This window comes from Kitasatospora cheerisanensis KCTC 2395 (genome assembly GCF_000696185.1).
Lineage (GTDB): Bacteria > Actinomycetota > Actinomycetes > Streptomycetales > Streptomycetaceae > Kitasatospora > Kitasatospora cheerisanensis.
The window spans coordinates 832073-845863 of the sequence record NZ_KK853997.1 but is presented as its reverse complement, the minus strand read 5'-3'; the positions used below and the strand labels follow the sequence as shown (position 1 = coordinate 845863).

Genomic DNA, 13791 nt, shown 5'->3' with positions numbered 1-13791 from the left:
TCGTCAACCCTCCATCAGGCGACCGGCGTTGGCGTCGATCGCGGCGTGCAGGAACCGGGCCAGGCCGGGCAGTTGCTCGGACGGCGGCACGAGCATCGCGAACGCCCGCGGATCGCTCAGGTAGTCCGCCGCGATCAGCCGGTGCGACTCCGCCGGACACGGTGTGAACCAGCGCTCCACATGCGCCCGGTGCTGCTCCGCGAGGTCCATCGCCCGCTCCCCGTCGGCCGGCTGACCGTCCTCGAAGGCGACGATCAACTCGGCGCGCCACTGGGCGAGTTCGGACATCAGCTGGCGCCAGTCCGCCTTGCTGTGCCGGGCCGCCCGCGCCATCGACTCGCGCTGCCGCGCACTGTCCGCCCACTTCACTTGCGCGTCCGTCGCGTAGCTGAGGTCGAAGCGGACCTCGCCGAAGATGTCGAACCGCTCCTCCGGCGAGAGCCGCACCCCCGTCCGCTCCACCTCGATGGCCTGCTCGGCGACCTCCACCAGCTTCTGCAGCTTGGTGATCTGCTCGTTGAGCTGCCGGTGACGCTCCTTCAGGTACGCGACCGCGTTCGCCTGCGGATCGTCGAGGATGCTCCGGATCTCCTCCACCGGAAACTCCAACTCCCGGTAGAACAGGATCTGTTGCAGCCGCGCCAAGTCCCGGTCGTTGTACAGCCGGTACCCCGCCGCAGTCCGCTCGCTCGGCGACAGCAACCCCTCCCGGTCGTAGTAGTGCAACGTCCGCACCGTCACCCCGGCGAACCCCGCCACCTGCCCGACCGAATAGCTCGCACCCTGCCCAGCCATTACCCGATCTCCCTTCGAACGCGCACCATGCTGAACCCTGACGCCAGGAGAGGGTCAACTCCGGCCTCCCGTGACGGGGCCGGTGAACGCGGCTGTTATGCTCCGCGACCGAATCAGCGGACTTTTCCTGGGGGGCTCATGAAAGACCGGAGAATTCGGCGAAGCCGGCGGCTGGGAGTGGCGGCCGCGACGGCCGGAGCCGTGCTGCTGCTCGGATCGGGGTGCACGTCGGGGAGCGGCACCGGGCACTCGGACTCCGGGACGGCGAGCGCTGCGGCGGGTGGCGCGGAGGCGATCTGCGACGCGCTCGTCACCGCGCAGGACCTTCCCGCCGGGTACAAGGACTGGCCGACGCCCACCCGCTGTGACAACGACGCCAAGATCCACACCGCCAGCTTCCGGGGGACGGGCGGCGGCCTGGAGACGCTCGACGAGCTGCTGGAGCGCGAGGAGAACGCCGCGGAGGCGAGCACCCGCCTCCCCGAGCTGGTCGGCGAACTCAACAAGCTGATCGGCACCCCGCCGGAGCAGGACGCCACCCTGTTCCGCGACCTCGGCGACGAGGTGCACTACTTCACGGAGCAGAACGCCAAGACCCACTGGAACACGCTCTACATCCGGCGCGGACGGCTCGTCGTGTACCTCAGCGTGACCAAGCTGAGCCCGTTCAGCGCGGCGGACATGCACGAGTTCGCGGCGAAGGCCGTCCAGCGGGCGTCCGGGCTGGCCTGAGGGCAGGGCGGGCCGGGGTTGCGGGGGCCCGAGGGCGGGGCGGGCCGGGGCGGGCAGTGTCCGGCGCGGCGGGGGTGTGAGTGCGCGCGGGCGGGGCAGAAGAACGTCGTGGGCGGAACAGTGGCGCGCACGCCCGTGACGGCCGGGGGCCGGCTGGGTGCGGCCGTCGAGCATCCCGGCCTCAGCGATCCGTCCTACGTGCACCGACGCCGGGCCATCGCCGCGCGGGCCGACGGCCACCGGGTCGGCGATCCCGCCCCCGCCGTCGAGTACAGCCCGGGCGAGCAGCGGACCTGGCGGATCGTCCACCGCGCCCTGTGGGCCGCGCAGGGGGTGCACGCCTGCCGGGCCGTCCTGGACGCCCGCGAGCAGGCGCCCATCCCGGCCGATCACATTCCGCAGCACGCCGAAGTCGGAGCGGAGTTGCGCCGCATGACCGGCTTCGAGTTCACCCTCGCCGGCGGCGTGGTCGCCAACAAGCGCTTCCTCGGCTCGATGGCCGACGGCTACTTCCACGCCGTGCAGTTCGTCCGCCACCCCGCCGTCCCGCTGTTCACCCCCGAACCCGACGTCGTCCACGACGTCTTCGGCCACGGCATCCACCTGTCCAGCCCGGCCTTCGCCGAGATCTACCGCCTGATCGGCGAGGCGGCCCGCCGCATCGACGATCCGGACGTCCTCCAGATGATCAGCGACGTCTACTGGTTCGCCCTCGAGTACGGCGTCCTGGAGGAGGACGGCGTTCCCAAGGCCTTCGGCGCCGCCCTGCTCTCCTCCTGCGGCGAGATCAGCCGCCTCGCCCGCCCCGCGATCCGCCCCTCGGCATCGCCGCGATGCTCACCACCCCGTACGACATCACCGGCTACCAGCCCGTCCTGTTCAGCGCCCGCTGCCTGCACGAAGTCGCCGACACCCTGCACGACTTCCTGACCACCCTCGACGAGGACAGCGCCCCGCGCCACGGCCGCCCGGCAGCCGCCTCACGCTGAAGGTGGTCAAGGACCGGCGGTGGAGGCTTCGAGCTTCTTCACCTCGCCCGTCGGGAGCTTGACGTAGGCGAGCGCCACGGTCGGCTGGTTGACGGCGAAGAGCATGTTCGTCCACAGGGGCGGTGTCATCGCGTGGTTGAGGGTCTGACAGTCCATCGGTTCGCAGTCGCGGGCGGTCTGGGTGGACATCTCGACGCGGGCCTCCCAGCCGGCCGGCATCCGGATCTGGGCCCAGTGGGTGCCGCAGGTGGGGGAGTACCAGTTCTCCAGGACGGCGACCTGCCGGCCCTCGAAGGCGAGCGGTGAGGTGGCGCGGACCACGGCGCCCGGGATCATCCAGCAGCCGGCGGCGCCGGGCTCCTTCCGGTGGCAGCCGAAGCCGGCCACTTGGCCGTCGCACTTGGAGGTCGGGACCGGGTCGTCCCCGGGCGGGTAGGTCAACGGGGCCGAGGCCGCGGTGCGAGGGGCGGGCGTGCCGGGCGGAGTGAAGGCGAGCATCGCCGCGACGGTCAGCGCCGAGGAGGCCGCGGCGGTCAGGGCGAACGGCCACCCCCGGCGGAGGAGGCCGCGCCGCGCGGGGAGGGCCGGGGCGTCGAAGTCCGGGGGAGCAGGCGGCGGGAAAGCGTTTTCCGGCTGGCGGTCCTGGGCGGACTGCTCCGGTGCGGGACCGCCGTCCTGGGCCGACTCCCAGAGTCCGCGCCAGCGGCCGGTGTCCGTCACGCCGCAGCCCGCGACGAACGCCGCCGTCACGTCCCAGGACGGCAGCTTCTTCCCGGCCTCGGCGATCGACAGCGTGCTGGGGGAGAAGCCCGAACGTCTGGACAGTTGACGCAGCGTCAGTCCGGCCGTCTCCCGGGTGGACCGCAGGCGTTCGGCGAACCGGACCACGGCGCCCTCGCCCTCGAGCGGGTGTTGCCTGCGTGACACGCGCCTCTCCCCTCGCCGCTGCCCGCCCGGGCGGACGGCATGTCTCATTGTTCGGCGATGTCCGTCCACGTCAACGGCGCAACCGAGGCGCACGGGGTGACACGACCGGCTCCGCCCGCCCCGTTGTCCACCGATGTTCACCGCCCGGCCCGGGAGCCTGTGCGGGCCCGCCCGGGGCTGCTGTGCTGGCTCGACACCCGGCCCGGCAGCAGATGCACGCCCAGTGGCGGTCCGGCCGGGGCGAAGGCGCCTGTCCTGCCCCTCTCTTCGGCGAACCGGAGGAACCCGAATGAAAACGAACCCGCCCGCAGCCCGGCGCATCGTCCGGGCGCTCGCAGTGGTGCTGACCGCCCTGCTCGCGTTCGGAGCGACCAGCGCGACGGGCGCGACGAGCGCGGCCGGCGCAACTGCCACGCCCGGTGCGGTCGATGCGACCGGCGTCGGCCCCGGCGGCGTCACCGTTCGCGGCAGCCTGATCGAGGGCGGCACCGTGGTGCTGGTCAACCAGAACACCGGCCGGTGCATCGACGACAGCCTCGGCTACGGCCTGCGGGCGTTCGGCTGCAACGGCCTGGACTACCAGCAGTTCACCGCGCACAAGTGGGGCGACGGGACGTGGGAGCTCAAGAACCGGAACACCCAGCGCTGCATCGACGACAGCGCCGGGGCCGGCCTGCGCGCGTTCGGCTGCAACGCGCTCAACTACCAGAGCTGGTTCGAGCACAAGTGGGACGACGGGACTCGGGAGTTGAAGAACCAGAACACCGGCCGGTGCATCGAGGACAGCGCCGGGTCCGGCCTGCGCGCCCAGGGCTGCAACGCCCTCGACCGGCAGAGCTGGTACGACAACCCGCCGGCCTGCGGCTGGACACCCGCGAACGACTCCCACGACCCCGGCTCGTTCATCGCCGGTCCGGTGAACATCCGCACCGGCCAGAGCACCATCTGCGGCGTCGTGGGCCAGGCCGCCCAGGGTGACGGGGCGTGGATCCGCTGCTCCAACGTCAACAGCATCGGCGAGACGTGGTTCTACCTGGAGAGCAACGGAAAGGTCGGCTGGGTGCGGTCCGGCAGCGTCCAGATGGGCTGGACCCCGCTGGGCTGCTGACCGCGCGCCGCCCTGCACGTCTGCTGTTCGCGCACCGTACGACCGCTGTCCGCTCGCGCCCCCTACACCCGCTCACCGTACGCCCGCCGACCGGCTCCGGCCGCCGGTGGGCGTGCGGCCGCGCGGTGACCCGGTCGGCGCGGCCGAGTGGGTGGTTGCCCGTATCCCCGCCCCGTCCTGGGGAGTTGGAGCCGGTGAGCGTGCGCGAACGGCTCGCGCGGCGCATCGCACGGCACCGCCGCCCACCGTTTGGGGACAGGGAAGGACACGGACATGGCCACGTACAACACGGAGATCCAGACGGGTGGCGGGGGCTGGCAGGACGACGCGCCCCTGAACACCAGCATCGCCAACCGCGACGGCGTCGTCCCCGGGAACGGCGCTCCCGGTACCGGCACCACCGTGACCTGGAGCGGCGAGGCCGGCAACGGCACCGTCACCTTCTTCGACAACGGCAGCAACTTCCAGGGCACCGCGCAGTTCCCCGGCGAGGGCCCGGTCGGCTACCGCGGCACCCTGGCGGACTGACCCCCGCGCTGCCGCCCGGGCGCCGCGCCGACCGCCGATTCCCGCGGGGGAGCCGACGGGAGGCGATCGCCGCCCGGGGCGGTCGGTGGCGGCGGTAGTGGGAGACGGTGACGGCGGCGGGCAACGGCCCCCCGAGGCCCAGGGGTTGGTACCGGATGCCGACGATCGTGCGCCAAGGTCCGAGCACCGCCGGATGCCGGTCGACGTTCCACCAGTACCCGAAGGCCGTCCAGAGGTACATGAGGGCCGGTGAGCCGACGGCGGCGGGGACGACGGCGGCGAGCGGACGGACGCGACGGCCGCCGAGGAGCGGGATCCTGCGCGGCACGGCCTCGCCCCGGGGCCGGACCAGCCCGAGCGTCAGGAGGGCGAGGGCCTCGGAGAGCACGCTGAGCCCGATCACGGAGACCGCGCCCCGGCCGGGGACGTGGAAGTCCTCGCGGAGCACCTGCGCGCCGTAGCCCACCGCCCGGGCCCGGTACGGGGCTCGGTCAGAACTGGATCAGCCCCACCGGCGGGTTGCCGAGCGCCAGTTGCCAGCCGTTCCATCCCACACCGGCGGTCAGGAAGTCCTCGTACACCTTGCCGTCGGACCCCAGCGCGTACGTCACGTTCGTGCCGTTCTTGTCCTTCAGCGAGTTGGGCACGCCGACCAGGGTGACGCCGTTCGGGAGTGGCGAGTTGTAGGTGTGCCAGCCGGACCACGGACCGGTGCCGGACTGGGTCTGGTAGCTCTCCTGCACGTTGCCCGTGCGGTCGATGGCGGTCACGACGGTCTTGCCGGCCGAGTCCACGAAGACGCTCGGCGAGCTGACCAGCGAGCCGTTGGCGCCCAGTGCCAGTGTCCAGCCGTTCCACTTCACGCCGGGGATCAGGTAGTTCTCGTACACGTTGCCGTCCGAGCCGGTCGCGTACGTGACGTTGACCCCGCCCGCGTTCTTCGTCGAGACCGGGGTGCCGACGAACTTGACGCCGTTCGGGAGCGGTGAGTTGTAGGTGTGCCAGCCGGACCACGGGCCGTTGCCGGGCAGGGTCTGGTAGCTCTCCTGCACGTTGCCCGTGCGGTCGATGGCGGTCACGACGGTCTTGCCGGCCGAGTCCACGAAGACGCTGGGCGAGCTGACCAGTGAGCCGTTGGCGCCCAGTGCCAGTGTCCAGCCGTTCCACTTCACGCCGGGGATCAGGTAGTTCTCGTACACGTTGCCGTCCGAGCCGGTCGCGTACGTGACGTTGACCCCGTTCGCGTCCTTGGTCCCGAAGGGCGTGCCGACGAACGTCACGCCGTTCGGCAGCGGTGAGTCGTAGGTGTGCCAGCCGGACCACGGGCCGTTGCCGGGCAGGGTCTGGTAGTTCTCCTCCACGTTGCCCTGGCCGTCGATCGCCGTCACGACGGTCTTGCCGGCCGAGTCCACGAAGACGCTCGGCGAACTGACGAAGTGGTTCGGAACATTGGTGCGGCCGTCGCCGGCGCCCACACCGAGCGACGCCCAGCCGGACCAGTTGCCCGCGCCCGGATTGCGCTGGTAGTTCTCGTGGATGAAGCCGTCGGTGGCCAGGGCGTAGACCGCGGTGGCGCCGTTGTGGTCGACGACGGTCGCCTGGGAGCCCGCGACGATGCTGTGCGGCCCGTTGGGGACACCGGTCTGGCCGGCGTAGCCCGCCGCCACGATGTTCGCCTGCACGGCGTCCTCTGCGGCGCCGGTCGGGTAACCGGCCGTCATGGCGCCCTCGAAGAAGGTGCCTTCGGCCCAGTTGCTGTTGTCACCGCCGATGCCCAGGACGATGCCGCCCTCCTTGTGCATCGTCCTCCAGTCGGTCGGCAGCGAGCCCTCCCACCAGGTGTTCAGGCCGCCGGACTGGGCGTTGCCGCCCTTGAGCGCGTACCGCTGGCTGCCGCTCTTCAGCATCGCCGTGACGTACGCACTGCTGTTGCCCAGGTTGGCGGGGTTGCTGCCGTTGGTGTCGCCGCCCTGGATCAGGCCGTCCTCCAGGTCGGCCTTCACCCAGGGCCCCGAGCCGGTGCACGGCCCGAAGAAGCAGGTGGTGCCGAGGTTGATGGCATCCATGTGGCCCTTGCCGGTGTCCTTCGGCACCGTCTCCGCATTGCCGTAGTCGAAGCAGCAGCCCGCGTTGACGTGGGTGCCGCTCGCCACCATGTACGCGCCCTCCGGTTCCTCGCCGACCGCGACGCCGGTGGCCCTTCCGGTGTACCGGTAGCCCACCCCGGGGGTGATCCAGATCCCGTACACCTTGTGGCCGCCCGCGGTGACCGCCAGCGCGCCGGCGTCGGCGGGCCGGTCCGGGCCGGTGCCCCACTCGGTTCCGTCCGGACCGGGCGTCAGGTCGTTGTGGTTCGCGGTCTGGTCGTAGATCTTCGTGATGGTGCAGCCGGTGGCGGCGCAGAAGGCGTCGTGGTCGGCGGCATCGGCGTAGCCGTCCGCGAGAGTCGCGACGTCGTGCGTCGCGCCGTCCGACGCCCGGGTGAGCTGGTACAGCGGGCCGGCGTAACCCGCGAACAGCGCGCGGACGGTGCTGTGCGCGGCGACGCAACCGGTGTTGTACGTGCGGTAGATGTCGCAGGGCGCGACGGTGCTCGCCTGCGCGGTGGCCGGCAGCGCGGCCAGGCTCGCGACGAGGACGGACAGGACGGCGAGCAGGGCGCGGAGCGGCGCTCGCCGTCCGGGACGGCGGTGGGCCGTGGTCAAGGCGGACCTTTCGGAGGTTCGGGGGCGGTCAGGAGCGCGGCCCCGCACCCTCCGGGAGGAGCGCGCGGGGCCGGCGGGGCGGCGTGCGATCAGATGAGCGACCAGATGTGGTCGTCGTGCGTGGAGCAACCGTACACAGCGGGGTGCCGGCCGGGACGGTGCCGTAGTCGGGCAGGTCGAGGCAGTACCCGCTCTTGTCATTGACGAACTGGTACAGGGGCATCCCGTTGATGTAGCGGGTTACCTCCACGTTCCACATCTGGTTGTCGTCGGAGCCGTAGTTGCAGCCGTACTGGGTGACGGCGGTGCCCGCCGGGTTCGAGTCGTAGTTCGGCAGGTCGGCGCACTTGCCGGTGGCGGTGTTGGCGAGCTGATCGAGGGTGGTTCGAGCTGGAGTTCCGTGCGCGTACTTCAGGGCCCCTGCGGAGCCCCGTTCGGCCATGAGAGTAGGGGAACGGAATGCCTTTCGAACGGCCAAAGGTTCGACTACGGCGTGAAGTGATCGGGTCGCCGGGGTGATCCGGAGATCCGGATCGAGCCGGGCACGAACAGTCCGTTCGTGGTCAGGCCGGGTACGTCGCCACCTGAACGCACCGGCCCCCATCGGGCCCTGACGACCGTTTCCCGCCATCTCCGGCTCGCCCCGCTCCTGGCGTCTCAACGTTCAGCAGGGGCCTGTTCGAGAGGAGTCGGCCATGACCGGACGGAGCGGGACGCGGTCGAGGTCCAGTTCCTGCTGGAATTCGCGCCGGGCGGTGGAGAAGGGCGTCTCGCCGCCCCGCCCGGCTCCACGCCGACCGCGGCTACGACTGCGACAAGTACCGAAGGCTGCGGTGGAAAGCGCGGGATCAAACCGGTGATCGCCCGCTGCGGCGTGGCGCACGGCTCCGGACTCAGCAGCTTCCCAGGGGTGGTCGAGCGGACAGACTCCTGGATCCACGGCTTCCGACGACATTCACGAGGCCTTCCAAAAGGCGGCCTGCTGCGTCATCACCTACCGCCGCGGGCTGAGAACCGTGGGCTCCAGCTCCACCCCTTGATCACTCAGCCGGTCGAACGAAGCGCATCTCGCAGCACCGGTAGGACCCGTCGACCCCGAAGCTCTGCTCCGCAAGGTGCCAGCCGGCCGCCTGGATCCGGAGGGTGTACCGGGCAAGGTTCTGGTCAGGATGCACGGGGTGGAGCCGGATGCTCCGAACGTGCTCGGCGTCGCCCCGTTGGAAGCAACGAAGGGCGTAGCTGTCCACGGGGCTCAGTCCAGAGGGAACGCGTCGATCCATCCGCCGATCGTAGGCAGCACTACCGGGCCGCGCATCTGCCTTTGTGTCAGCTCCGCTTACGTGAACCGCGACGCCGACTTCGCCAGCTGGCTCGACGCCTGTGCCACCGGTCTCTGCCTGACCCCGGGCAAGCCCGAGGCGGCCTTCCGGCGCGATGGTGCGGGGCCTGAACGTCCAGCTGACCGACCGCTCCACCGAGGTCGACGGTGAGGGCAGCATCGCCGCCGCCCTCGGCGGCGTCACCGTCACCACCCGGTACTGACCGGCACGACGATGCTCGGCGGGAGCCCGCCGGACACGCAGGCGGCCGGGCCCGGAGGTTACCAACGTCCGGGCCCGGCCGTCGCGCTGATGGGCCGTCAGCACGTCACCGGTACGTCCAGCACGGGCCGGGTGCCGAACGGGCCGCTTCCCTGCACCGAGAAGGTCACGCGCACCGTCGAACCGCACGCGACGGTGGCAGTGAAGCCCTCCACCCGCACGCCGGTGGAGTGGAACGGCACGGTCCCGCTCACGGAGCCCAGCGAGGCGCCGCCGACCACCTCGGCCGACAGATTGGTGTACAGGGTCTGCCACCCCACCGGCCCGTCCGGCGGGCCGGCCAGGCCGATCTTCCCGTAGATCACGACGCTGTCGCCGGTGACGTCGGCGCAGGCGTAGGTCGCCAGCCCGGCCTGGAGGCTGTACTTGCACGTCGTGGTCGTGGTGGCGACGGTGTCGGCGCCGGTCGCGGCGGCGAAGGCGGGAACGGGCGCCGTGAGCAGGGCGGCGGCACCGGCGGCGGCCACCGCGAGGCGGGTGATGCGGTTCATGATCTTCTCCTTGAGACGAGAGGGGAAACCGTTCGGAGAGAGGCCCTGGCGGGCATGTGACATTTCACATGTGCCACGACAAGAACTTTGCCATGCGATTCGAAGCCCCTGGCCCGTTTTGACCTTCGAAGTGTCAAGCCGTCCAAATCCGCACCATGGGTGACGCAAATCCGCCCGATCGGGCCAATGCGGGCACCACCCCGCGCGAATCCGCGTCGAACGCCGAGTGAACCGCCGCCCCGCCGGCGGTCGACCCCTCGGCATCGCCCCGACTGGCCCGGTCGGATGCGGTTGGTGGATGTGTCGGCCCGCTGATCGCAGGTCCGTGCGGGTTGCATGGCGCTCGGCTCTGGATTCGAGCCGTCAACTCTCCTTAACATGAGCCCTGCTCGCATTTTTGGCTCGTGCGCTGGAAGGATCACTATGACGGACCGTCACGACCTGCCGCCCGACTTCCGCTGGGGCGTGTCCACCGCCGCCTACCAGATCGAGGGCGCGGTCGACGAGGACGGCCGCGGCCGTTCGGTGTGGGACGACTTCTGCGACCGGCCCGGCGCGGTGAAGGGCGGCGACACCGGCCGGGTGGCGTGCGACCACTACCATCGGTGGCCCGAGGACGTGGAGTTGATGCGCGGTCTGGGGCTCGACGGGTACCGGTTCTCGATCGCCTGGCCGCGCGTGCAGCCGACCGGCCGGGGCGCGGTCAACGGGGCGGGGCTCGACTTCTACGAGCGGCTGGTGGACGGGCTGTTGGAGGCCGGCATCACCCCGCTGCCCACCCTCTTCCACTGGGACCTGCCGCAGGCGCTGGAGGACGGAGGTGGCTGGATGCAACGGGAAACCGCTTTCCGATTCGCCGAGTACGCGGATCTCGTCGCTGACCGGCTCGGCGACCGTGTACCGGCCTGGATCACCCTCAACGAGCCGTTCGTGCACATGGTCTTCGGGTACGCCCTCGGCATCCACGCCCCGGGGCACTCGCTGATGCTGGACGCGCTGCCGACCGCCCACCACCAACTCCTCGGCCACGGCCTGGCCGCCGCCGGACTCCGCTCCCGCGGCCTCGACGTCCTGATCGCCAACAACCTGACGCCCGTCCGGCCCGCGAGCGACTCCGCCGAGGACCGGGCGGCCGCCGACGCCTACGATGCGCTGCACAACTGGCTGTTCCTGGACCCGCTGCTGCTCGGGCGCTACCCGGACTTGTCGGCGTACGGGGTGGGCGAGGATCTGCACGGGGCGGTGCGGGAGGGTGACCTCGACCTGATCACCGGGCCCGGCCTCGACGGACTCGGCGTCAACTACTACAACCCGACCCGGATCGCCGCCCCCGCCGATCCCGGGCTGCCGTTCACGCAGGCGCCGATAGAGGGCGTGCCGCTCACCCACTTCGGCTGGCCCGTCGTCCCGGACGGCTTGCACGAACTGCTGCACACCCTCCGCGCGCGGTACGGCGACGCCCTCCCCCCGATCACCATCACCGAGAGCGGCTGCTCCACCGACGAAACCCTCGACGACACCTTCCGCATCGACTACTTGGCCACCCATCTCGACGCCCTCGCCCGCGCTGTCGCCGACGGCATCGACGTCCGCGGCTACTACACCTGGTCCCTGCTCGACAATTTCGAATGGGCAGAAGGATTCGGCGAGCGTTTCGGTCTGGTCCACGTCGACTTCGACACCCAACAGCGCACCCCCCGGGCCTCGTACGCCTGGTATCGCGACCTGATCGCCCGTCACCGAGCGTTGTGAGAGGGGTGATTGAGGATCGGGGGAAGCCTTTCCAAGTCGGGTTCGATGTCGAGTGGCCGCCTTGACGGATAGGTGGTTAGGTGCCATATTACCTGCATGGCACAGCAGGATGCGGCGCACGGCGCTCCCAGTCTCGACCAGGCCCGCCGCCAGATCGCACGCTACGGTCTCGCGGCCGATCCGCAGGCGGTGCTGGTGGCGGCGCGGCTCATGGCGGCGGGGGCCCGACTCGGTCAGGCCGGGGAGGTGCACTTCGCGCGGTTCGGTCTGTCCACCGGGCGTTACCGGCTGCTGGCCGACCTGGAGGATCACGGTGGGGAGAAGTCGCCCTCCCAGTTGGCGGCCAGCCTCGGCGTCTCGCGGGCGACCGTGACCGGCTTGGTCGACGGTCTCGAACGTGAGGGCCTGGTCGCCCGTCGGCCGGCGGTCGAGGACGGGCGGGGCAGCGTGGTCATCCTGACCGCGCGCGGCGCGCAGCGTCTGCGCGACCTGGCTCCCGAGCACTTCCGGCGGATGCAGGCCATGGTCGACGGGCTCTCGCTCGAGGAGCGGGCGATGTTCCTCGATCTGCTCGCCAGGCTGGTCGAGGGCATGGATGCGCTGACCGCCGACTGACGGTTCGCCATGGCGGGCCGGTGCCCCGGGTGCCGGCCGCCGCCTTTTCATGACCATGTAGTTAGGTACCTAATCAGTGATAGTTAGCCACCTAATTGGCTTGGAGGACTCATGTCCACGAAGCATCGTTCGACCGGCGAGCGGCCACCGTTCGTCCTGTGGCGCGAGGTGCTGGTCGCCTACGCCATGCCGGCCGTCATGGCCGCCGCGGGCGGGGTGGCCACCGGCCGGCCGCAGTTGGTGATCGCGGCCCTCACCACCATCGCGGGCACCTCGGCCGTGGTTGCCGCCCTCGTCGGCGCCGGGTTGCGGCATCGTCCGGACGACTCCTGGACGGCCCGCATGCCGCGTCCGTTGCTGGCGGTCGGGTCGGGGCTCGGTGCCGCCGTGCTCGCCTCCCTGCTCGGGCGGGCGGGCGCGCACTGGCTCCCGGACGTTCCGGCGCTGGCCGACAGTCCCTGGCCCGGTCGGCTCCGTCTCGACCTGCCGATCTCCGCCGCGATCGCCGCAACCATGATCACCTGGCGCTGGCGCGGCACCCGCCGCAAAGCCTGACGCGCGTCCCGTCACCCACCCCCGAGACACCCGAGGAGCACGACATGATCGTCATCATGGGAGCGTCCGGCGCCACCGGCGGTGCCGCCCTGCACAGCCTGACCGGCCTGGGCGTTCCGGTACGGGCGCTGAGCCGGGATCCGCACCGCCTGCTCGCCGGCCTGGACGGGCCCACCCGCCGCCTCGTGGAGGCGGTGCCCGCCGACGCCGGCGACCCCGACTCGCTGCGCGCGGCGTTCCGCGGCGCGAGCCGGGTCTTCCTCACCATGGCCAACGGACCCCGCCAGGTCGAGTACGAGCTCCGCGCCGTCGATCAGGCGCTGGCGGCGGGCGTCGAACACATCGTCAAGATGTCCGCCCCGGCCGCCGAAGCGGACTCGCCCGTCGCCGTCTCGCGCGGCCACCACCGCATCGAGCAGTACCTGCGGGCGTCCGGCATCACCGCGACGGTCCTGCGGCCCTACGCGTTCATGCAGAAGCTGCTGCTGCTCGCCCCCGGTGTCGCCCGTGCCGGTCTGCTGCACGGGACGATGGGCGGTGCGGCCTGCAACTACATCGACTGCCGCGACATCGGCGACGCCGTGGCGGCCGTCCTCACCCGCCCCGAACTCGCGGGCGGAACGTACCCGCTCACCGGCGGGCGGGCCTACAGCTACCCGGAACTCGGCGCCCTGCTGGGCGAGTTGCTCGGCCGCCCCGTCACCTACCTCGACCTGCCGCCGGACCGCTTTCACGCGCACCTGGTGGAACGGGTCGGGATGCCCGCGTGGCTGGCCACCCACGTGGTGGAGATCCAGCGGCTCGCCGTGCTCCGCCCGGAGACCCCGGACGACACCGCCACCCGGCTGACCGGACGTGCGCCGCGCACCCTGGAGGCGTTCCTGCGCGAACACCTCGACGCCTTCCGCTGAGCCCGGACGCACGCGCCGAGAAGGCGGGGGCCGAGGCGGCCGCACGCGCAACCGAGGCCCGGCCTCCGCAAGCGCGGCGCAC

General features: G+C 71.4%; 13 protein-coding genes. 8 read left to right on the top strand and 5 right to left on the bottom strand.

Going from position 1 to position 13791, the window contains the following annotated elements:
- Positions 1-3 precede the first annotated feature (3 nt).
- A complete protein-coding gene (locus tag KCH_RS03710; protein ID WP_035858928.1) occupies positions 4-795 on the bottom strand; it encodes a MerR family transcriptional regulator in 792 nt (263 codons plus the stop codon).
- Between the two features lie 201 nt (positions 796-996).
- On the opposite strand from KCH_RS03710, the gene KCH_RS03705 reads away from it, so the two are divergent.
- Positions 997-1527 carry a hypothetical protein gene (locus KCH_RS03705; RefSeq protein WP_157031876.1) on the top strand — a complete coding sequence of 177 codons (531 nt, stop codon included), beginning with the start codon at positions 997-999 and terminating at the stop codon, positions 1525-1527.
- 108 nt (positions 1528-1635) lie between these two features.
- On the top strand, positions 1636-2457 hold the full coding sequence (locus KCH_RS03700; RefSeq protein ID WP_208865913.1) for a phenylalanine 4-monooxygenase: 822 nt from the start codon (positions 1636-1638) through the stop codon (positions 2455-2457).
- A gap of 65 nt (positions 2458-2522) precedes the next feature.
- Here KCH_RS03700 and KCH_RS42230 read toward each other — a convergent pair whose 3' ends face one another.
- Positions 2523-3443, bottom strand: coding sequence for a helix-turn-helix domain-containing protein (locus KCH_RS42230; RefSeq protein ID WP_035858923.1), 921 nt, complete (start codon positions 3441-3443; stop codon positions 2523-2525).
- 289 nt (positions 3444-3732) lie between these two features.
- Here KCH_RS42230 and KCH_RS40905 point away from each other — a divergent pair, with 289 nt between their 5' ends.
- Together KCH_RS40905 and KCH_RS03685 are read left to right on the top strand one after the other, a co-directional pair.
- Positions 3733-4551: an RICIN domain-containing protein gene (locus tag KCH_RS40905; RefSeq protein ID WP_051652701.1), complete on the top strand. Its 819-nt coding sequence runs from the start codon at positions 3733-3735 to the stop codon at positions 4549-4551.
- A 273-nt stretch (positions 4552-4824) separates the two neighbouring features.
- Complete coding sequence (locus KCH_RS03685; RefSeq protein WP_035858921.1) at positions 4825-5079, top strand: hypothetical protein; 255 nt, start codon at positions 4825-4827, stop codon at positions 5077-5079.
- 491 nt (positions 5080-5570) lie between these two features.
- On the opposite strand, the gene KCH_RS36765 is transcribed toward KCH_RS03685, so the two are convergent.
- The 3 genes from KCH_RS36765 to KCH_RS03660 all read right to left on the bottom strand — a co-directional run bounded on the left by KCH_RS36765 (position 5571) and on the right by KCH_RS03660 (position 9876).
- On the bottom strand, positions 5571-7784 hold the full coding sequence (locus KCH_RS36765; protein WP_051652700.1) for an arabinofuranosidase catalytic domain-containing protein: 2214 nt from the start codon (positions 7782-7784) through the stop codon (positions 5571-5573).
- A gap of 28 nt (positions 7785-7812) precedes the next feature.
- The gene (locus KCH_RS43890) at positions 7813-8226 is read right to left on the bottom strand and encodes an RICIN domain-containing protein (protein WP_035858915.1); all 414 of its coding nucleotides are present in this window, start codon (positions 8224-8226) and stop codon (positions 7813-7815) included.
- Between the two features lie 1197 nt (positions 8227-9423).
- On the bottom strand, positions 9424-9876 hold the full coding sequence (locus tag KCH_RS03660; RefSeq protein WP_035858907.1) for a hypothetical protein: 453 nt from the start codon (positions 9874-9876) through the stop codon (positions 9424-9426).
- A gap of 423 nt (positions 9877-10299) precedes the next feature.
- Between KCH_RS03660 and KCH_RS03655 the strand changes: the two genes are divergently transcribed.
- The 4 genes from KCH_RS03655 (at position 10300) to KCH_RS03640 (ending at position 13709) form a co-directional block, all read left to right on the top strand.
- Positions 10300-11628, top strand: a complete 1329-nt coding sequence (locus tag KCH_RS03655) for a GH1 family beta-glucosidase (RefSeq protein WP_035858902.1) — start codon at positions 10300-10302, stop codon at positions 11626-11628.
- 96 nt (positions 11629-11724) lie between these two features.
- Positions 11725-12243 carry a MarR family winged helix-turn-helix transcriptional regulator gene (locus KCH_RS03650; protein ID WP_035858898.1) on the top strand — a complete coding sequence of 173 codons (519 nt, stop codon included), beginning with the start codon at positions 11725-11727 and terminating at the stop codon, positions 12241-12243.
- A 111-nt stretch (positions 12244-12354) separates the two neighbouring features.
- Positions 12355-12798: a hypothetical protein gene (locus tag KCH_RS03645; protein WP_035858895.1), complete on the top strand. Its 444-nt coding sequence runs from the start codon at positions 12355-12357 to the stop codon at positions 12796-12798.
- Between the two features lie 44 nt (positions 12799-12842).
- Positions 12843-13709: an NmrA family NAD(P)-binding protein gene (locus KCH_RS03640; protein WP_035858890.1), complete on the top strand. Its 867-nt coding sequence runs from the start codon at positions 12843-12845 to the stop codon at positions 13707-13709.
- Positions 13710-13791 lie beyond the last annotated feature (82 nt).

Coding starts and splice junctions, on each gene's coding strand:
- KCH_RS03710 (WP_035858928.1), bottom strand. CDS start 795: ATGGCTGGGCAGGGTGCGAGCTATTCGGTCGGGCAGGTGGCGGGGTTC.
- KCH_RS40905 (WP_051652701.1), top strand. CDS start 3,733: ATGAAAACGAACCCGCCCGCAGCCCGGCGCATCGTCCGGGCGCTCGCA.
- KCH_RS03685 (WP_035858921.1), top strand. CDS start 4,825: ATGGCCACGTACAACACGGAGATCCAGACGGGTGGCGGGGGCTGGCAG.
- KCH_RS43890 (WP_035858915.1), bottom strand. CDS start 8,226: ATGGCCGAACGGGGCTCCGCAGGGGCCCTGAAGTACGCGCACGGAACT.
- KCH_RS03660 (WP_035858907.1), bottom strand. CDS start 9,876: ATGAACCGCATCACCCGCCTCGCGGTGGCCGCCGCCGGTGCCGCCGCC.
- KCH_RS03655 (WP_035858902.1), top strand. CDS start 10,300: ATGACGGACCGTCACGACCTGCCGCCCGACTTCCGCTGGGGCGTGTCC.
- KCH_RS03650 (WP_035858898.1), top strand. CDS start 11,725: ATGGCACAGCAGGATGCGGCGCACGGCGCTCCCAGTCTCGACCAGGCC.
- KCH_RS03645 (WP_035858895.1), top strand. CDS start 12,355: ATGTCCACGAAGCATCGTTCGACCGGCGAGCGGCCACCGTTCGTCCTG.
- KCH_RS03640 (WP_035858890.1), top strand. CDS start 12,843: ATGATCGTCATCATGGGAGCGTCCGGCGCCACCGGCGGTGCCGCCCTG.